The sequence below is a fragment of the Pseudomonas sp. R15(2017) genome, assembly GCF_002112685.1.
Lineage (GTDB): Bacteria > Pseudomonadota > Gammaproteobacteria > Pseudomonadales > Pseudomonadaceae > Aquipseudomonas > Aquipseudomonas glycinae.
Genome location: NZ_NEII01000011.1, coordinates 26,430 through 43,940, shown reverse-complemented (window position 1 = coordinate 43,940; position 17,511 = coordinate 26,430). Strand labels below are relative to the sequence as shown.

Below are 17,511 nucleotides of genomic sequence, written 5' to 3'. Positions count from 1 at the left end.
AGATATTTCACATTTTTTTTACAAGTTGAATTTCTCGACTTCGCCGGCGACTTGCCCCAGCAGGGCCAGGGTCTTGCGTAAAGACGCGGGATCAGCGCTGGTCCAGAATCTGACCGGTCGGTTCGAACCTTCGGCAAGCAGATCACGCTGGGCCAACAACCGCTGCAGCTGCCGTGCTACCGCCGCGCCCGTATCGATCAGGCTGATGGTCTCGGGAATCATCGACTTGAGCATCGGCTTGAGAAACGGGTAGTGGGTGCAGCCGAGGATGATCGTGTCGCAACCATTGGCCAGAAGCGGATCGACATAGTGCTTGAGCAATGCACGCAACTCGGGGCTGTGCAGATCGCCGCTTTCAATGCGCTCGACCAGTCCGGGACACGGCTGAGTGATGACCCGCACATCGGTGGCGAAACGATCGAGCAGCGCGGCGAACTTGGCGCTCTGCAACGTACCGGTGGTGGCGAGTACGCCCACAACACCGCTGCGGGTGGCGGCTGCGGCCGGTTTGACCGCCGGCTCCATGCCGACGATCGGCCAGTCAGGAAAGTCCCGGCGCAGATCGGCGACACCGGCCACGGTCGCGGTGTTGCAGGCGATCACCAGCGCCTTGGCGCCCTGCTCGCGGAAAAAACCGGCCATCACGCTGCAACGCTGGCGGATGAATTCCGGAGTTTTCTCGCCATAAGGAATATGGCCGCAATCACCGAGGTACAGCAGCGATTCATTCGGCAGCAGACGCTGAATTTCCGCCAGCACCGACAGACCGCCGACGCCGGAATCGAAGACGGCAATCGGCGCTTCACGCATGCTGCGAACCACAGACGCTGCAACCGGGGTCGCGCTTGACCCGCAGCTCACGGAAACGCGAGCCCAGTGCATCGATCAACAGCAGACGCCCCACCAGCGGCTCGCCGAATCCCGCCAGCAACTTCAGGGCTTCCAGCGCTTGCAGGCTGCCGACCAGACCGACCAGCGGCCCGACCACGCCGGCTTCGCTGCAGGTCAGTTCGGCTTCGCTGCCGTGCCCGTACAGGCAGTGATAGCACGGGCTTTCGGCGCGACGCGGGTCGAATACCGAAAGCTGCCCTTCGAGGCGAATCGCGGCGCCGCTGACCAACGGCTTGCGCCCGGCCACACAGGCGGCGTTAACCGCTTCGCGGGTGGAGAAATTGTCTGAGCAGTCGAGCACCAGATCAACCGCCGCCACGGCTGCGGCGAGGGAATCCTCGTCAAGCGCCTGACGATGGGGCACCAGCTTGATGTCAGGATTGATCGCGCTCAGGCGCTTGAGCGCCGAGTCGACCTTGGGCATGCCGACGCTATCGGTGTCGTGGATGATCTGGCGTTGCAGGTTGGTCAGGTCGACCGTGTCGAAATCCGCCAGATGCAATTCACCGACACCCGCCGCCGCCAGATATAAGGCAACCGGCGCACCGAGACCACCAAGGCCGACGATCAAAACCCGGCTGTCCTTGAGCTTCAACTGGCCATCGATGTCGATGTGTTGCAGCAGGATCTGCCGACTGTAGCGCAACAATTCCTGATCATTCAGCACGGCAGGCGCCCCAGGCTGATCCGTTGATGGCCGCCCAGATCGGTGCGGCTGTGGACTTCTTCGAAACCTTGCGTCAGCAGCAGATCGCGCACAGCTTCGGCTTGATCATAGCCGTGTTCGAGCATCAGCCAGCCACCGGCCTCCAGATGCGCTGGCGCCTGGGCGATGATCAGACGCAGATCGTCGAGCCCGTCGATGCCGGCAACCAAGGCGCTTTCCGGTTCGAAGCGCACATCGCCTTCCACCAGATGCGGATCGGCGGCGCGGATGTATGGCGGATTGCTGATGATCAACTCGAAACGCTTGCCTTCGAGGGCGCTGAACCAGTGGCTGCTCAGCACCGTGGCGTTGTTCAGGTGCAGGCGCTGCCGATTGCGCTCGGCCAGGGCCACGGCTTCCAGCACGCGATCCACGGCAGTGACCTGCCACGCCGGGCGCTCGCTGGCCAGGGCCAGAGCAATCGCCCCGCTGCCGGTGCCCAGATCAAGCACTTTGGCCGGGGTTGCCGGCAACAATTCCAGCGCGGCTTCCACCAGCAGTTCGGTGTCCGGGCGCGGGATCAGCGTGTGCGGCGCGACTTCCAGATCGAGCTTCCAGAAACCCTGCTGACCCAGAATGTAGGCGACCGGCTCGCCGCCGCGGCGACGTTGCAGGTACTCGGCAAAAACCAGAGCGGCTTCGCTGGGCACGATGCGCTCGGGCCAGGTGTGGAGAAAACTGCGGGATTTGCCCAGCGCGGCAGCCAGAAGCAATTCGGCGTCCAGACGCGCCGTGGGCGAGTCCGGCAGTTCGGCGGCGCGCAACAGGCTGGCGATGATGGTCATTTACTCACCTATCGCTGCGAGCTGGTCGGCCTGGTATTCGGCCAGCAACGGCTCGATCACCGCTTCGACGCCACCGGCGAGGATTTCGTCGAGGGAATACAGGGTCAGGTTGACGCGGTGGTCGGTGACCCGGCCTTGGGCAAAGTTGTAGGTACGGATGCGCTCGGAGCGGTCACCGGAACCCACCAGCAATTTACGTTCGCTGGCGATGGCGTTGGCCGCCGCCGCCGTCTGCTGGTCGTTGAGTTTGGCCGCCAGCCAGGCCATCGCCCGGGCACGGTTCTTGTGCTGGGAACGTTCTTCCTGGCACTCGACAACGGTCCCGGTCGGGATGTGGGTGATGCGGATCGCCGAATCGGTGGTGTTGACGTGCTGACCACCGGCCCCGGAGGAGCGGTAAGTGTCGACGCGCAAATCCGCCGGGTTGATCTCGATGGCTTCACGCTCGTCCGGCTCGGGCAATACCGCCACGGTGCAGGCCGAGGTGTGGATACGGCCCTGGGATTCGGTGGCAGGTACACGCTGTACGCGGTGCGCGCCGGATTCGAATTTCAGCTTGCCGTAAACGTTGTCGCCTTCGATGCGGGCGATGACTTCTTTATAGCCGCCATGTTCGCCTTCGTTCTCCGAAAGGATTTCCACCCGCCAGCCACGCCGTTCGGCGTAACGCGAATACATGCGGAACAGGTCACCCGAGAAGATCGCCGCCTCGTCACCACCGGTGCCGGCGCGAATTTCGAGAAACACGTTGCGCCCGTCGTTGGGATCCTTGGGCAGCAGCATGCGTTGCAGGTCGGATTCCAGCGTGATCAGCAATTCCTTGGCTTCGCGGACTTCTTCCACGGCCATTTCACGCATGTCCGGGTCGCTGTCCTTGAGCAGCGCCTGCGCGCCTTCAAGATCGCTTTGTACACCGAGCAGCTTTTTATAGCCTTGTACCACCGGCTCAAGTTCGGCGTATTCCTTGGAATAGGCGCGGAATTTGGTCTGGTCGGAAATGACTTCGCCGTCGCCGAGCAGCGCGGTCAGTTCCTCGAAACGGTCCTGGAGAATGTCCAGCTTATTGAGCAGTGACGCTTTCATTGCGGTTTTTTATCCGAAAAGCTATCCGGTGAGCCCTCAAGGGCAAAGAGTTCCTGAGCCATGGCCAGCGCATCGAGGCGGCCTTCGGCAGAAAGCTTTTTCAACTGCACGCTCGGGGCGTGCAGGAGTTTGTTGGTCAGGCCACGGGCCAGTTGGCCGAGCACGTCTTCGGCGTTGCCGCCATTGGCCAGCAGGCGCAGGGCCTTTTGCAGTTCTTCGTCGCGCAGGCGTTCGCTCTGTTGACGATAGGCCTTGAGTACATCGACCGCTGCCAGCTCGCGCAGGCGCACCATGAAATCGTCGGCGCCGACCGAAACCATCTCTTCGGCAGCCTGGGCCGCGCCCTGACGGCTCTTGAGGTTTTCGGCGACCACTTCGTGCAGATCGTCGACGCTATAGAGGTAAACGTCGTCGAGTTCGCCGACTTCCGGCTCGATGTCACGGGGAACGGCGATGTCGACCATGAAGATCGGCTTGTGCTTGCGCAGCTTCAGCGCGCTTTCCACCGCACCTTTACCGAGGATCGGCAACTGACTGGCGGTGGAGCTGATCACGATATCGCTGCGCACCAGTTCAGCCGGGATGTCCGACAGCAACACCGCGTGCGCGCCGAACTGTTCGGCCAGCAGGCTGGCACGTTCCAGGGTCCGGTTGGCGACCACGATACGCTTGACCCCCAGCTCGTGCAGATGACGGGCGACCAGGGTGATGGTCTCGCCAGCGCCGATCAGCAGGGCCTGGCTGCGTTGCAGGTCGCTGAAAATCTGTTTGGCCAGGCTGACGGCGGCAAACGCCACGGACACCGGGTTTTCGCCGATGGCAGTGTCGGTACGCACCTGCTTGGCGGCGTTGAAGGTTGCCTGGAACAGTCGCCCGAGCAGCGGCCCGATGGTGCCGGCCTCGCGGGCCACGGCGTAGGCTGACTTCATCTGGCCGAGAATCTGCGGCTCGCCCAGCACCAGCGAGTCGAGCCCGGAGGCGACGCGCATCATGTGACGAACGGCCGCATCGTCTTCATGCACATAAGCGCTCGCGCGCAGCTCATCGAGGCTTAAATGGTGATAGTCGGCCAGCCAGCGCAGCACGATATCGGCCGACAGCTGATCCTGTTCTATATACAGCTCACTGCGATTGCAGGTGGAGAGGATCGCAGCTTCGCGGCTGTCGGTGAGTCGGCAGAGCTGCTGCAAGGCCTCCACCAGCTGCTCAGGGGTAAAGGCCACGCGCTCGCGGACGTCTACTGAAGCAGTCTTGTGGTTGATACCGAGTGCAAGGAAGGCCATTCAAGGTCGCTGATGGTGACGTGAAGCCGGCAATTGTCCTACTTCGTCAGATTCAGAACAACTACCGCTGACTATTGTCCCAATTGCCAGCCCCTATAATGGCCACAATCGAGACTCGGTTATGTTTGGCCGAAGGCTTGTGTCATGATGATCCGACCGCAGGTTAGTCGTCCTCTTCCTATATGAATAGATCTTCCGCGTTGCTCCTCGCTTTTGTCTTCCTCAGCGGCTGCCAGGCCTTGGCCCCCGTTTCGCAGGACGGTGCCTCACCGGTCGAAGACACCACGCCGGCCCCTGAAAAGCCCAAGGTTTACAGCTCGTTCAGCCAGGAAACGGTGTTCAGCCTGCTGAGTGCCGAACTCGCCGGCCAGCGCAATCGTTTCGACATTGCCCTGGACAACTACGTGACCCAGGCCATCAACACCCAGGATCCGGGCGTTTCCGAGCGTGCCTTCCGTATCGCCGAGTACCTGGGCGCCGACCAGCCGGCCCTCGATACCGCGCTGATCTGGGCGAAAAATGCCCCGGACGATCTCGAAGCACAGCGCGCCGCCGCCGTGCAACTGGCGCGCGCCGGGCGTTATGACGACTCGATGGTCTACATGGAGAAAGTCCTTCAGGGCAAGGGCGACACCCATTTCGACTTCCTCGCGCTGTCGGCTGCCGACACCGATCAGGAAACCCGCAACGGCCTGATGAAAAGTTTCGACCGCCTGTTGCAGCGTCACCCGAACAACAATCAGCTGATTTTCGGCAAGGCCCTGCTGATGCAGCAGGATGGCGACACCCGAGGTGCGCTGACCCTGCTCGAAGACAATCCGCCGGAAGACGGCGAGATCGCCCCGATCCTGCTGCGCGCGCGCCTGCTGCAAGGGCTGAATCGCGGCGACGAAGCCTTGCCGCTGCTGCAAAAGAGCATCAAGAAGTATCCGGACGACAAGCGCCTGCGCCTGACCTACGCGCGGATGCTGGTGGAACAGGACCGGATGGACGACGCCAAGGTCGAGTTCTCCACCCTGGTTCAGCAATACCCGGAAGACGACGAACTGCGTTACTCGCTGGCACTGGTCTGCCTGGAAGCCAAGGCCTGGGACGAGGCCAAGGGCTATCTGGAAGACCTGATCGCCCGGGAAAGCCATGTCGATTCGGCGCACCTGAACCTGGGCCGCATCGCCGAAGAACGCAACGACCCGCAAGGCGCGCTTATCGAGTACGCCCAGGTCGGCCCCGGCAACGACTATCTGCCGGCGCAACTGCGTCAGGCCGATATTCTGATGAACAACGGCAAGACCGCCGAAGCCCAGAGCAAACTCGCCGCCGAGCGTGACGAGCAGCCGGACTACGCGATCCAGTTGTACCTGATCGAAGCCGAAACCCTGTCCGCCAACAATCAGGGCGACAAGGCCTGGAAAGTCCTGCAACAAGCGTTGCAGCAGTATCCGGACGATCTGAATCTGCTTTACACCCGCGCCATGCAGGCGGAAAAGCGCAATGACCTGGCGCAGATGGAAAAAGACCTGCGTCTGATCATCAAGCGCGATCCGGACAACGCCATGGCCCTCAACGCCCTCGGCTACACCCTGTCCGACCGCACTACCCGCTACGCTGAAGCCAAGGCGCTGATCGAACAGGCCCACCAGATCAACCCGGAAGACCCGGCGGTTCTCGACAGCCTCGGCTGGGTGAACTTCCGCATGGGCAATCTGGAAGACGCCGAGAAATACCTGCGCCAGGCCCTTGAGCGCTTCCCCGACCACGAAGTCGCCGCACACCTGGGCGAAGTGCTGTGGACCAAGGGTAAACAGCGCGAAGCGAAACAAATCTGGGGCAAGTTCCTCAAGGACCAACCCGACAGCACCATCCTGCGCAGCACCATCAAGCGCCTGACCGGATCCGAGACTCTTTAACTCATGTTTTTGCGCCACGTCATCGTTTTCAGCTTCATCGCCCTGCTCGCCGGCTGCGCGGGCTTCGGCGCCCGTGAATCGGTCGAGGGCCAAGGCAGCCCTGCACAATGGGCCGCGAACAAACAGCAACTGACCGGCCTCGACGGCTGGCAGATCGATGGCAAGATCGGTATCCGCGCCCCGAAAGACTCGGGCAGCGGCACATTGTTCTGGCTGCAACGTCAGGACTACTACGACATTCGCCTGTCCGGCCCGCTGGGGCGTGGCGCGGCGCGACTCACCGGCCGCCCGGGTGCCGTGTCGCTGGAAGTGGCGAATCAGGGCCGTTATGAAGCGCCGACTCCGGAAGCACTGGTCGAAGAGCAACTGGGCTGGAAACTGCCGGTCTCGCATCTGGCCTGGTGGGTTCGCGGCCTCCCGGCACCGGACAGCAAAAGCCGTCTGACCCTGGACGGCAACAGTCGCCTGGCCAATCTGGATCAGGATGGCTGGCAGGTCGAATACCTCAGCTATGCCGAACAGAACGGTTACTGGCTGCCCGAGCGGATCAAGCTGCACGGCAGCGATCTGGACGTGACGCTGGTGATCAAGACCTGGCAACCGCGCAAACTGGGGCAATAAAGCATGACCGTTCCACGCCTCACGCTGCCATCGCCGGCCAAACTCAACCTGATGCTGCACATTCTCGGTCGTCGTGAAGACGGTTATCACGAGTTGCAGACGCTTTTTCAGTTCCTCGACTACGGCGACGAAATCACCTTCGCCGTCCGTGACGATGGCGTGATTCGCCTGCACACCGAATTCGACGGTGTGCCCCACGACAGCAACCTGATCGTGCGCGCGGCCAAAAAACTCCAGGAACAATCCGCTTGCCCGCTTGGCATCGACATCTGGATCGACAAGGTCCTGCCGATGGGCGGCGGCATCGGCGGCGGCAGCTCGAATGCGGCCACCACCCTGCTTGGCCTCAATCATTTATGGCAACTGGATTGGGATGAGGATCGCCTGGCCGCACTGGGCCTGACGCTGGGCGCCGACGTGCCGGTGTTCGTGCGTGGCCATGCGGCTTTTGCCGAAGGTGTCGGTGAGAAACTCACCCCGGTCGAGCCCGCCGAACCTTGGTATGTCGTGCTCGTTCCGCAAGTCTCTGTAAGTACGGCAGAAATTTTTTCAGATCCTTTGTTGACACGTAACACGCCGCCCATTAAAGTGCGCCCCGTTCCCGAGGGAAACAGTCGAAATGACTGCTTGCCGGTGGTTTCGAGGCGTTATCCAGAAGTACGTAACGCATTGAATTTGTTAGGTAATTTTACCGAAGCAAAACTTACCGGAACTGGAAGTTGTGTGTTTGGGGGCTTCCCAAGCAAAGCTGAAGCTGATAAAGTCTCGGCCCTTCTGACAGAGACCCTTACAGGGTTTGTAGCAAAAGGAAGCAACGTTTCGATGTTGCATCGCAAGCTGCAAAGTCTGCTCTAAAGGAATCAAGTGCCCGGCACTTGAAAGCAACAGATACAGGGGCGTCGCCAAGCGGTAAGGCAGCAGGTTTTGATCCTGCCATGCGTTGGTTCGAATCCAGCCGCCCCTGCCATTTTCCTATACTCATCCAGGTATACCCTCAGCCTTCAGGTACTGCGCGTGTCCAAGATGATGGTCTTTACGGGGAACGCTAACCCCGATCTGGCTCGGCGTGTCGTACGTCAGCTGCATATCCCTCTCGGTGACATCTCTGTCGGTAAATTCTCCGACGGCGAAATTACAGCCGAGATCAATGAAAACGTTCGTGGTAAAGACGTCTTCATTATTCAGCCGACTTGCGCTCCGACCAACGATAACCTGATGGAACTGGTAGTGATGGCTGATGCCTTCCGCCGCTCCTCGGCTACTCGTATCACTGCTGTTATTCCTTATTTTGGTTATGCCCGTCAGGATCGCCGTCCGCGTTCCGCACGTGTGGCTATCAGCGCAAAAGTCGTTGCTGACATGCTTACCGTAGTCGGCATCGACCGTGTTCTCACGGTTGATCTGCATGCTGACCAGATTCAGGGTTTCTTCGATATTCCGGTAGATAACATCTACGGCTCCCCGGTTCTGGTGGATGACATCGAAGATCAGCGCTTCGAGAACCTGATGATCGTGTCCCCGGACATTGGTGGCGTCGTGCGTGCACGTGCCGTTGCCAAATCCCTGGGCGTGGATCTCGGGATCATCGACAAACGCCGTGAGAAAGCCAATCACTCTGAAGTGATGCATATCATCGGTGATGTCGAAGGGCGTACCTGCATTCTGGTCGATGACATGGTCGATACCGCCGGCACTCTGTGCCACGCGGCCAAGGCCCTGAAAGAGCATGGCGCAGCCAAGGTCTTTGCCTACTGCACACACCCTGTGCTGTCGGGTCGGGCCATCGAGAATATCGAAAATTCCGTGCTGGACGAGCTGGTGGTCACTAACACCATCCCGCTGTCCGCTGCAGCACAAGCCTGTGCACGTATCCGTCAACTGGATATCGCACCGGTTGTTGCCGAAGCGGTTCGCCGCATCAGCAATGAAGAATCGATCAGCGCGATGTTCCGTTAAGGGCCCTGCCCTTCGCGAAATGTCTCGTTGACGAAAAGCGCCCCGCCCCGGCATTCCTGCCGGGGCGGGGCTTTTTTGCCCATACCGTGTTCGGCGCTGGTCGCAAACGCCACTCGGTCATGGCTATTTTGGAGATACAAAATGAACGATTTTACTTTGAATGCTGAACTGCGTTCCGACCTGGGGAAAGGTGCGAGCCGCCGCCTGCGTCGTCTCGCTGCCCTGGTTCCAGCTGTTGTTTACGGTGGCGACAAAGCCCCTGAATCCATCAGCATGCTGGCCAAAGAAGTTGCCAAACTGCTCGAAAACGAAGCGGCCTACAGCCACGTTATCGAACTGAACGTTGGTGGCACCAAGCAGAACGTGATCATCAAGGCTCTGCAACGTCACCCGGCCAAAGGCCACGTGATGCACGCTGACTTCGTACGCGTTGTAGCTGGCCAGAAACTGACCGCTATCGTTCCTGTGCACTTCATCAACGAAGCTGCTCCAGTGAAGAAAGGCGGCGAAATCTCGCACGTTGTTGCCGAGATCGAAGTTTCCTGCCTGCCGAAAGATCTGCCTGAGTTCATCGAAGTCGACCTGGCTAACGCTGAAATCGGCACCATCGTTCACCTGTCGGACATCAAAGCTCCTAAAGGCGTTGAGTTCGTTGCTCTGGCACACGGCGATGACAAGGCTGTTGCCAACGTCCACGCTCCACGTGTTGCTCCAGAAGCTACCGAAGAAGGCGCAGCAGAGTAATTCACTCTGCCATGCCTGAGTGAACAGGTAACATCGCGGACTGGAACGTAGCGAGAAAGCGGGCGGGAACGCGGAGTTTACATCCATGGTAAATGAGCATTTTTCGTCCACTTTCGCCGCCTTCACGGATCGCGGCGATGTTATCCACCACTCAAAGGAAGGGCCCCTATCGTGACTGCCATCAAACTGATCGTTGGCCTGGGAAATCCAGGCGCTGAATACGAGCAGACCCGGCATAACGCAGGGGCCCTTTTTGTTGAGCGCATCGCCCACGCACAGAACGTGAATCTCGTGGCCGATCGCAAGTATTTCGGCCTGACCGGGCGTTTTTCGCATCAGGGTCAGGATGTTCGTCTGCTGATTCCCACCACCTACATGAACCGCAGCGGCCAGGCCGTGGCGGCACTCGCCGGTTTCTTCCGCATCAAGCCTGAAGAAATCCTGGTGGCACACGACGAACTCGATCTGCCTCCGGGCGTCGCCAAACTCAAAGTCGGCGGCGGCCATGGCGGTCACAACGGGTTGCGCGACATCATTGCGCAATTGGGCAATCAGAATACGTTCCACCGCCTGCGGCTTGGCATCGGCCACCCGGGCGTCGCCAGTATGGTTTCAAATTTCGTCCTGGGTCGTGCGCCACGCGCCGAACAGGAAAAACTCGATGCCAGCATCGACTTTGCCCTCGGCGTGCTGCCGGATATCCTCGCCGGTGAATGGAACCGCGCGATGAAAAACCTGCACAGCCAGAAGGCCTGACTCTAATCCGAGGGGAAACACCATGGGATTCAATTGCGGCATCGTCGGCCTGCCTAACGTCGGCAAGTCCACCCTGTTCAACGCCCTGACCAAATCCGGGATCGCGGCCGAGAACTTCCCCTTCTGCACCATCGAGCCGAACAGCGGCATCGTGCCGATGCCGGATCCGCGTCTGGACGCTCTGGCGGCCATCGTCAATCCGAAGCGCATCCTGCCGACCACCATGGAATTCGTCGACATCGCAGGCCTGGTGGCTGGCGCCTCGAAAGGTGAAGGTCTGGGCAACAAGTTCCTGGCCAACATCCGCGAAACCGACGCGATCGCCCACGTCGTGCGCTGCTTCGAAGACGAAAACGTGATCCACGTTTCCAACAGCGTCGACCCGAAGCGCGACATCGAAATCATCGACCTGGAACTGATCTTCGCCGACCTCGACAGCTGCGAGAAGCAACTGCAGAAGGTTTCGCGCAACGCCAAGGGCGGTGACAAGGACGCGGTGGCCCAAAAGGCCCTGCTTGAGCAGTTGATCCCGCACTTCACCGAAGGCAAGCCTGCGCGCAGCCTGATGAAGAACATGAGCGCCGACGAAAAAGCGATCATCAAGGGCTTCCACCTGCTGACCACCAAGCCGGTCATGTACATCGCCAACGTCGCTGAAGACGGTTTCGAGAACAACCCGCATCTGGACGTGGTCAAGGCCATCGCCGAAGAAGAAGGCGCCATGGTCGTTCCGGTCTGCAACAAGATCGAAGCGGAAATCGCCGAGCTGGATGACGGCGAAGAGAAAGACATGTTCCTCGAAGCCCTGGGCCTGGAAGAGCCTGGCCTGAACCGCGTAATCCGCGCCGGCTACGAGATGCTGCACCTGCAGACCTACTTCACCGCCGGTGTAGAAGAAGTCCGCGCCTGGACCGTCCGCGTCGGTGCCACCGCACCGCAAGCCGCTGGCGTGATCCACACCGACTTCGAGAAAGGCTTCATCCGCGCCGAAGTGATCGCCTACAACGACTTCATCCAGTACAAGGGCGAAGCCGGTACCAAGGAAGCCGGTAAATGGCGCCTGGAAGGCAAGGACTACATCGTCAAGGACGGCGACGTGATGCACTTCCGCTTCAACGTGTAAAAGCTGCACCCAAGAAAAAGCCGCGTTCGATACGCGGCTTTTTTATGCCTGAAATTCAGCCTGTCAGGCCTTTCTGGTTCTCGGCAGGAAGATCGCCAACACACCGAACAGCGGCAGGAACGAGCACAGGAAATACACGTATTCGATGCCGTGAATGTCCGCCAGATGGCCAAGCAACGCAGCACCAATCCCGCCGAAGCCGAACATCAGACCGAAGAACACCCCCGCAATCATTCCGACGTTGCCCGGCACCAGCTCCTGCGCGTACACCACGATCGCCGAGAACGCTGAAGCGAGGATGAAACCGATCACCACGCTCAGGACGCTGGTCCAGAACAGGTCGACATGTGGCATCAGCAGCGTGAACGGCGCCACGCCAAGGATCGAGAACCAGATCACCGCCTTGCGCCCGATCTTGTCGCCAATCGGCCCGCCAAAGAATGTGCCCGCCGCCACCGCGCCAAGAAACAGAAACAGGTGCAACTGCGAACTGGCCACCGACAGGTCGAACTTCTCGATCAGGTAGAAGGTGAAGTAACTGGTCAGGCTGGCCATGTAGAAATACTTGGAGAACACCAGCAGACCCAGCACCACCAGCGCACTGACCACCCTGCCCTTCGACAGTCCATGAGTGGCGGCCTGGCCGGCCTTGAGCTTGAACAGGTTCAGGTGATGGGCGTACCAGCGACTGATGCGATAGAGCACGAACAGCGCAAACACCGCGAACAGCCCGAACCACGCCACGTTGCCCTGCCCGAAAGGAATGATGATCGCCGCGGCGAGCAACGGGCCGAAGGCCGAACCGGCGTTACCGCCCACCTGAAAGGTCGATTGCGCCAGACCGAAACGCCCGCCCGAGGCCAACCGTGCTATTCGGGAAGCTTCGGGGTGGAAGGTCGAAGAGCCGATACCGATCAGCGCCGCCGCCAGCAAGATAAGCGGAAAACTGCCGACCATCGACATCATCACAATACCGATCAGCGTACACACGGAACCGGCCGGCAACAGCCACGGTTTCGGATGCCGGTCGGTGTGATAACCGACCCACGGCTGCAGCAGCGAAGCGGTCAATTGGAATGTCAGGGTAATCAGGCCGACCTGGGTAAAACTCAAACCATAGTTGGCCTTGAGCATCGGATAGATCGACGGCAGCACCGACTGGATCAGGTCATTGATCAAATGCGCCAGCGCCACCGCGCCGATGATGCGCATCACCAGTGGACTGCTCTGGGGAGGAGCGGACGCCGAGGCAGCGGCGGTCTGAACGTTGCTGATAGCCATGGGAGTTTCCGGACTGCAGATGGGTGCACGCGGGCAGGTGCGTCAATGTGCCATTTTTCGGTGCGTCAGCGCCATCCCCTTAGCCAGCTAACGAACTATTCAGTCGTCGCGCCGCAAGTGATAGCGCAACGCCATGGTCTGAATCTTGCCTTGCTTATCGGCTTGAACGCGGCGCCCTTACAAAGGGCATCGAGAATGGGAAGTTTCGCTACAGAGCCGGCCTACAGAGCGGGCAAGGGTGAACTTTCGAGGCCTTTTAGCAGGGCACCAATCCCGGTCGCAGTGACCGCGATGCACGCCGATGGTGCGTGGTGTCCAGAGGAGTCATGGGGCATGCAGGCTTTTTTATCACCGGGGATCAGGTTGCTGGGGCGGTTTGGCTTCGCGCGTAAATTCCAGTTGTTGTTTCTGCTGTTTATCCTGCCATTGGCCGGTAGCCTGTTGATGATCGGCCAGGACTATCGCGACAAACTCAACCTGATCGCCGGCGAACGTGCCGGTGTGCGGCAGTTGCTCGCCCTCGATGCACTCGACAACCTGCTCGCCGCTCAACGTGACCGCGCCGCCCGCTGGCGCGCCACGGAAACCAACCGCCAGCCGACGCCCGCCACCCTGGCCGCCGTGGCCGCATTCGATGGCGTGCAACCTGCCGTGGCCCAGGCCACGCTGGAGCTGGGCAATGCCTTGCAAGCCGAAGGCGCGGAAAGCGAAACCCTGACCCGCTATCAGGCTCTGCAAGCCGCGCTCAATGGTCTGGACTCGAAAAGCCTTTCCGGTGTCGGCTGGTGGCCGGATGGTTACGACCGCTTCACCAATGCGCTCAGCGCCCTGCAAGCGTTGCGCGAACAAATCGCGATGGACAATCGCCTGATCCTCGCGCCGTGGCTGGAAACCTATCTGCTGACACAGATTTCCACCCAGCACGCACCGGACCTGATCGAGCGGGTCGGCCGACTGGCAGCCGTCGGCCAGGCTTCTGTAGTTTCCGGCCAGTTCACCCTGCAAAGCCGTCTGCAACTGCGTGACCTGCGCAGCCGCATCGGCGATGCCCGCGAGCAGCTTGTAAAAACTGCCGGCCTGCTCGAAGCGCGTCTACCGAGCGCTCTGCAAGGCTGGGCCGGGCAATATCACGACAGCCTCAAGCAACTGGATGCCGGTCTCAAAGTGCTGGATGACGGCGTGTTCGGCGGCAGCATCAACCTCAAGCCGGAAGAGTTCGAGCGCACCCTCGACGCCCTGCTCGGCAACCTCGCCACGTTGCGCCAGCAATCGCTGGTGTCGCTGGATCAGAGGCTGGATGACTACCATGGGTCGGCGATTCGTCAGTTCATCGTTGTCGCGGCGGTCTTCGGTTTTCTGTTGCTGGCGGCGCTGTACCTGTTCGTCTGCCTGCAAGCCTCGATCCGCCGCAGCGCCAGTGGCATCACGCTGCTGGCCGAGGCCCTGCGTGACGGCAATCTGAGCCTGCAAGTGCCAGTCGTGGGCCGTGATGAACTGGCGTCGATCAGCACCGCGCTCAACGTGGCCGTGGTGCAATTGCGCAACAGCCTGCTGGGTGTCGATCACGAGACTTCGCAACTGAGCAACGCGGTGCGCAGCCTTAATGATCACTCCAGCGGAGCTCTCAGCGAAGTCGAAGCGCAGCAATTGCAGATCAGCCAGATCGCCGCCGCAGCCACGCAATTGGCGGCGACCTCCCAAGGCGTGGCGCAGAGTTGCGAACAGGCTTCCGGCAGCGCCCAGCACACCCGGCGCATCGCTGCCGACAGCAGCCGTGACAGTCAGCGCACCACGGCGAGCATTCAACAGCTCAATCAGCGCCTGAACGAAACTGCCGCAGCGCTCGGCCGGGTCAGCGAGCAAGGGCAGCAGATTCAACTGGTGGTCGACACCATCCGTGGCGTCGCCGAGCAGACCAACCTGCTCGCCCTCAACGCCGCTATCGAGGCCGCTCGCGCGGGTGAACAAGGTCGTGGCTTTGCCGTGGTGGCCGATGAGGTGCGCAGCCTGTCGCAACGTACGCAATCGTCCACGGCGCAGATCGCCGGTACGGTCGACAGCCTGCGCAATACGGTCAACGAAGCCGTGAGCCTGATGGAGGCTGCGTGCGGCCAGGCGCAATCGGATGCCGCGGCGGTCACGGGACTTGGCGAACGCCTGGGGGAAATCGCCAGCGCCGTGCAGAGCGTCACCGACACCCTCGCCCAGATCGCCACGGCGGTCGAGGAACAGGCGAGCACCGCCGATGAGGTCAGCGGCAATATCCAGCAGGTGGATCAGGCGGCGGTTCGCCTGCTCGAAGGCGCGCGGGCGGTGAACCTTGCGGCGGACACCTTGAGCCAGGGCAGCCATGCCTTGAGTGCCAACACCGGAAGATTTCAGCTGCGTTGAAAGCCCTTCCCGCGCCTTTTTTCGGCGCGGGAGGATAAGCGGTTGAAAATAAGAAGAAATATTTTGAATTTACGCTTGACGCTTTTTCATTTCAGGGGAATAATGCGCGCCACTTGGCTACATAGCTCAGTTGGTTAGAGCATAGCATTCATAATGCTGGGGTCCGGGGTTCAAGTCCCTGTGTAGCCACCAAGTACTAAAAACGGCTTACCGAAAGGTAGGCCGTTTTTTTATGCCTCGAGAAAAGTGCCCTCCCCGCTGGATCGGTCTGATTCTGTAGGAACCCGGTGCGAAAGGCGTAAGAAGAGGATTATTCGTTCGTTCAGGCACCTGCATCTGCGCCAGTCGATTTGATCGCCATCCCGATTGACCGACACGCTCCCCTGTCTCGATTCCAGGACAGACAGGGAGTGGTCATGGACCTGAACAAATTCCTTTTCGACGATGAGTGGCGTCGAAAACGCCCGAGCGAAAACGCGACATGGACCGGATGGATTCCACCCCCGCCACCAGAACCCGTTTATATCCGGACAGACGAATGGCCCACCCCGACGCCCCGCGAAGATCTGGTATTTGCCAAATCCTGCACACCGGATAACTGGTGCCGAACGGAGGCCGGTACAACACCTGAGCCCGCCTCCAGTTTCGGCAAGATCATGGTGGCGGGCGCCATACGCTTTCCCGCAGCCAGTACCGCCATAGCCAAGGCCATCGGCGCCGATCTGGCCCTGGGGCGCATGGCGGGCGGTGGCATCCTGCAGCAACGCCTCAACTGGGCAATACGAGGCACCGGCGGCCCCGCCAGTGTGTTCATCCTCGGGATGCTGCCGACCCGAATGGGCGACGGCACGCTCTACACCGACGATCAGCTACGCACCTTGTCTCGCGCAACCACTCGCGTGCGGTTCCAGTTCCGACGCGATGCCGAAGGCGTCATGCAGGTTTACGGCATCCACACCGGAGCCTCGGGCGACGACTCCGTGCGTACCGTAAAAGTCGAGTGGAACAGCGACAAGACCGCCATGGAGGCGAAGCTCAACGGCATCACGATTTTGTGGACGCCGCAACGCGGGCCGCTGGGATCGATGCCGCCGCTGGTGTATCCGGAGCACGGCGAACCACTGAGCACGATCCTCGTCCACCCGATCGCAGCGAACACCGACAGCCAGATTGAAATCCTGCCCGGCGAAGACATCACCGCCGAGGATTGTATTCTGGTGTTTCCGGCTGAGACCGGGCTGAAGTCGTTGTATGTGGTGTTTTCGAAGCCGGCCAGATTGATGCCTGGGACGGTGACGGGAATTGGTGAGGATGTTTCCGGGATATGGCTGGCGGGAGCAGGAACGGGGATTGGTGTGCCTATTCCGACGCGGATTGCGGACAGGCTCAGAGGACGGGAGTTTTCAAGCTTTGACAAATTCAGGGAGGCGTTTTGGGAGGAGGTGGCCAATGATCCAGAATTGGTTGAGCAGTTTAAACCGGAGAACATTGCATTGATGCAAAACGGCGGAGCGCCTCACGCCAGGTACAACGATGCAGCCGGGAAAAGGAAAACATTCGAACTGCATCACGTTGAATGGGTGTCGAAAGGTGGATCCGTGTATGACGTCGACAATTTACGTGTCACCACACCTGCAAATCACTTGAACATTCACCGGGTCAACTCCCATGTCAAATAAAATCACTGGCTACACTGAAGAGCAGTTTATAGAACTGCTGCAAGAAATATTCACCTCTAACAGGAATGGCACGCCAGAGACTGTACTGGCAGACATGCTGGATAACTTTTGTGAACTGGCAGAACATCCCGCAGGTACTGACTTGATCTATTGGCCTGAGAATGATGCTCAATGCACTCCTGAAGGCATCACGAAAACTGTGAAAGATTGGCGTGCTGCCAACGGCCTGCCTGGTTTCAAGCAGTAACAATCTGGCATTGAGACTCCAAACGGCAGCGTATAGCTAAGTGGTCAAAACGGCTTAC

At 60.1% G+C, this 17,511-nt stretch carries 16 protein-coding genes and 2 tRNA genes; 12 read left to right on the top strand and 6 right to left on the bottom strand.

Translation table 11 applies throughout. The features are described from left to right. Window positions 1-18 precede the first annotated feature (18 nt). Genes murI through hemA form a run of 5 tightly spaced genes read right to left on the bottom strand, consistent with a single transcriptional unit; the run spans window position 19 to window position 4,748 of the window. On the bottom strand, window positions 19-810 hold the full coding sequence (gene murI, locus CAF77_RS21670; protein WP_085655271.1) for a glutamate racemase: 792 nt from the start codon (window positions 808-810) through the stop codon (window positions 19-21). Continuing rightward, a complete protein-coding gene (locus CAF77_RS21665; RefSeq protein ID WP_064384008.1) occupies window positions 803-1,558 on the bottom strand; it encodes a molybdopterin-synthase adenylyltransferase MoeB in 756 nt (251 codons plus the stop codon). Before CAF77_RS21665 ends, murI begins: the two co-directional genes overlap by 8 nt. Further along, complete coding sequence (prmC, locus tag CAF77_RS21660) at window positions 1,552-2,382, bottom strand: peptide chain release factor N(5)-glutamine methyltransferase (RefSeq protein ID WP_085655270.1); 831 nt, start codon at window positions 2,380-2,382, stop codon at window positions 1,552-1,554. The genes CAF77_RS21665 and prmC overlap by 7 nt, the downstream gene beginning before the upstream one ends. Then, complete coding sequence (gene prfA / locus CAF77_RS21655; protein ID WP_007951714.1) at window positions 2,383-3,465, bottom strand: peptide chain release factor 1; 1,083 nt, start codon at window positions 3,463-3,465, stop codon at window positions 2,383-2,385. Next, on the bottom strand, window positions 3,462-4,748 hold the full coding sequence (gene hemA / locus CAF77_RS21650; RefSeq protein WP_007951716.1) for a glutamyl-tRNA reductase: 1,287 nt from the start codon (window positions 4,746-4,748) through the stop codon (window positions 3,462-3,464). Before hemA ends, prfA begins: the two co-directional genes overlap by 4 nt. 182 nt (window positions 4,749-4,930) lie before the next feature. Between hemA and CAF77_RS21645 the strand changes: the two genes are divergently transcribed. The 8 genes from CAF77_RS21645 to ychF all read left to right on the top strand — a co-directional run bounded on the left by CAF77_RS21645 (window position 4,931) and on the right by ychF (window position 11,855). Then, window positions 4,931-6,655: a tetratricopeptide repeat protein gene (locus tag CAF77_RS21645; RefSeq protein ID WP_085655269.1), complete on the top strand. Its 1,725-nt coding sequence runs from the start codon at window positions 4,931-4,933 to the stop codon at window positions 6,653-6,655. A gap of 3 nt (window positions 6,656-6,658) precedes the next feature. Beyond that, window positions 6,659-7,276 (top strand): lipoprotein insertase outer membrane protein LolB, encoded by a 618-nt coding sequence (lolB, locus tag CAF77_RS21640; protein ID WP_064384011.1) that lies wholly within the window; start codon window positions 6,659-6,661, stop codon window positions 7,274-7,276. Window positions 7,277-7,279: 3 nt separating this feature from the next. Then, the gene (gene ispE, locus CAF77_RS21635; protein WP_064384012.1) at window positions 7,280-8,131 is read left to right on the top strand and encodes a 4-(cytidine 5'-diphospho)-2-C-methyl-D-erythritol kinase; all 852 of its coding nucleotides are present in this window, start codon (window positions 7,280-7,282) and stop codon (window positions 8,129-8,131) included. Window positions 8,132-8,168: 37 nt separating this feature from the next. Continuing rightward, a tRNA-Gln gene (locus CAF77_RS21630) sits at window positions 8,169-8,243 on the top strand. Between the two features lie 47 nt (window positions 8,244-8,290). Further along, window positions 8,291-9,232 (top strand): ribose-phosphate pyrophosphokinase, encoded by a 942-nt coding sequence (locus tag CAF77_RS21625; protein WP_003171603.1) that lies wholly within the window; start codon window positions 8,291-8,293, stop codon window positions 9,230-9,232. A gap of 141 nt (window positions 9,233-9,373) precedes the next feature. Continuing rightward, window positions 9,374-9,976, top strand: a complete 603-nt coding sequence (locus CAF77_RS21620) for a 50S ribosomal protein L25/general stress protein Ctc (protein ID WP_011335926.1) — start codon at window positions 9,374-9,376, stop codon at window positions 9,974-9,976. Between the two features lie 171 nt (window positions 9,977-10,147). Continuing rightward, the gene (gene pth, locus CAF77_RS21615; protein ID WP_007951726.1) at window positions 10,148-10,732 is read left to right on the top strand and encodes an aminoacyl-tRNA hydrolase; all 585 of its coding nucleotides are present in this window, start codon (window positions 10,148-10,150) and stop codon (window positions 10,730-10,732) included. 22 nt (window positions 10,733-10,754) lie between these two features. After that, window positions 10,755-11,855, top strand: a complete 1,101-nt coding sequence (gene ychF / locus CAF77_RS21610) for a redox-regulated ATPase YchF (protein WP_064384013.1) — start codon at window positions 10,755-10,757, stop codon at window positions 11,853-11,855. Between the two features lie 63 nt (window positions 11,856-11,918). On the opposite strand, the gene CAF77_RS21605 is transcribed toward ychF, so the two are convergent. Then, entirely contained in the window at window positions 11,919-13,136 is a 1,218-nt protein-coding gene (locus CAF77_RS21605; protein WP_039766351.1) for an MFS transporter, read from the bottom strand. Window positions 13,137-13,469: 333 nt separating this feature from the next. Here CAF77_RS21605 and CAF77_RS21600 point away from each other — a divergent pair, with 333 nt between their 5' ends. From CAF77_RS21600 to CAF77_RS21585, 4 genes are all read left to right on the top strand, one after another. Then, window positions 13,470-15,527, top strand: coding sequence for a methyl-accepting chemotaxis protein (locus CAF77_RS21600; protein ID WP_064384014.1), 2,058 nt, complete (start codon window positions 13,470-13,472; stop codon window positions 15,525-15,527). A gap of 115 nt (window positions 15,528-15,642) precedes the next feature. Further along, window positions 15,643-15,719, top strand: a tRNA-Met gene (locus CAF77_RS21595). Window positions 15,720-15,943: 224 nt separating this feature from the next. Then, on the top strand, window positions 15,944-17,206 hold the full coding sequence (locus CAF77_RS21590; protein WP_084777071.1) for an S-type pyocin domain-containing protein: 1,263 nt from the start codon (window positions 15,944-15,946) through the stop codon (window positions 17,204-17,206). After that, the gene (locus CAF77_RS21585) at window positions 17,196-17,453 is read left to right on the top strand and encodes a bacteriocin immunity protein (protein ID WP_064384015.1); all 258 of its coding nucleotides are present in this window, start codon (window positions 17,196-17,198) and stop codon (window positions 17,451-17,453) included. Before CAF77_RS21590 ends, CAF77_RS21585 begins: the two co-directional genes overlap by 11 nt. Window positions 17,454-17,511: the final 58 nt, after the last annotated feature.

Bases quoted from the DNA above. Each gene is read 5' to 3' on its own strand.
- lolB (WP_064384011.1), top strand. From the start codon at position 6,659: ATGTTTTTGCGCCACGTCATCGTTTTCAGCTTCATCGCCCTGCTCGCC.
- prfA (WP_007951714.1), bottom strand. From the start codon at position 3,465: ATGAAAGCGTCACTGCTCAATAAGCTGGACATTCTCCAGGACCGTTTC.
- CAF77_RS21620 (WP_011335926.1), top strand. From the start codon at position 9,374: ATGAACGATTTTACTTTGAATGCTGAACTGCGTTCCGACCTGGGGAAA.
- CAF77_RS21645 (WP_085655269.1), top strand. From the start codon at position 4,931: ATGAATAGATCTTCCGCGTTGCTCCTCGCTTTTGTCTTCCTCAGCGGC.
- ispE (WP_064384012.1), top strand. From the start codon at position 7,280: ATGACCGTTCCACGCCTCACGCTGCCATCGCCGGCCAAACTCAACCTG.
- CAF77_RS21590 (WP_084777071.1), top strand. From the start codon at position 15,944: ATGGACCTGAACAAATTCCTTTTCGACGATGAGTGGCGTCGAAAACGC.
- ychF (WP_064384013.1), top strand. From the start codon at position 10,755: ATGGGATTCAATTGCGGCATCGTCGGCCTGCCTAACGTCGGCAAGTCC.
- prmC (WP_085655270.1), bottom strand. From the start codon at position 2,382: ATGACCATCATCGCCAGCCTGTTGCGCGCCGCCGAACTGCCGGACTCG.
- hemA (WP_007951716.1), bottom strand. From the start codon at position 4,748: ATGGCCTTCCTTGCACTCGGTATCAACCACAAGACTGCTTCAGTAGAC.
- CAF77_RS21600 (WP_064384014.1), top strand. From the start codon at position 13,470: ATGCAGGCTTTTTTATCACCGGGGATCAGGTTGCTGGGGCGGTTTGGC.
- CAF77_RS21585 (WP_064384015.1), top strand. From the start codon at position 17,196: ATGTCAAATAAAATCACTGGCTACACTGAAGAGCAGTTTATAGAACTG.
- murI (WP_085655271.1), bottom strand. From the start codon at position 810: ATGCGTGAAGCGCCGATTGCCGTCTTCGATTCCGGCGTCGGCGGTCTG.
- CAF77_RS21605 (WP_039766351.1), bottom strand. From the start codon at position 13,136: ATGGCTATCAGCAACGTTCAGACCGCCGCTGCCTCGGCGTCCGCTCCT.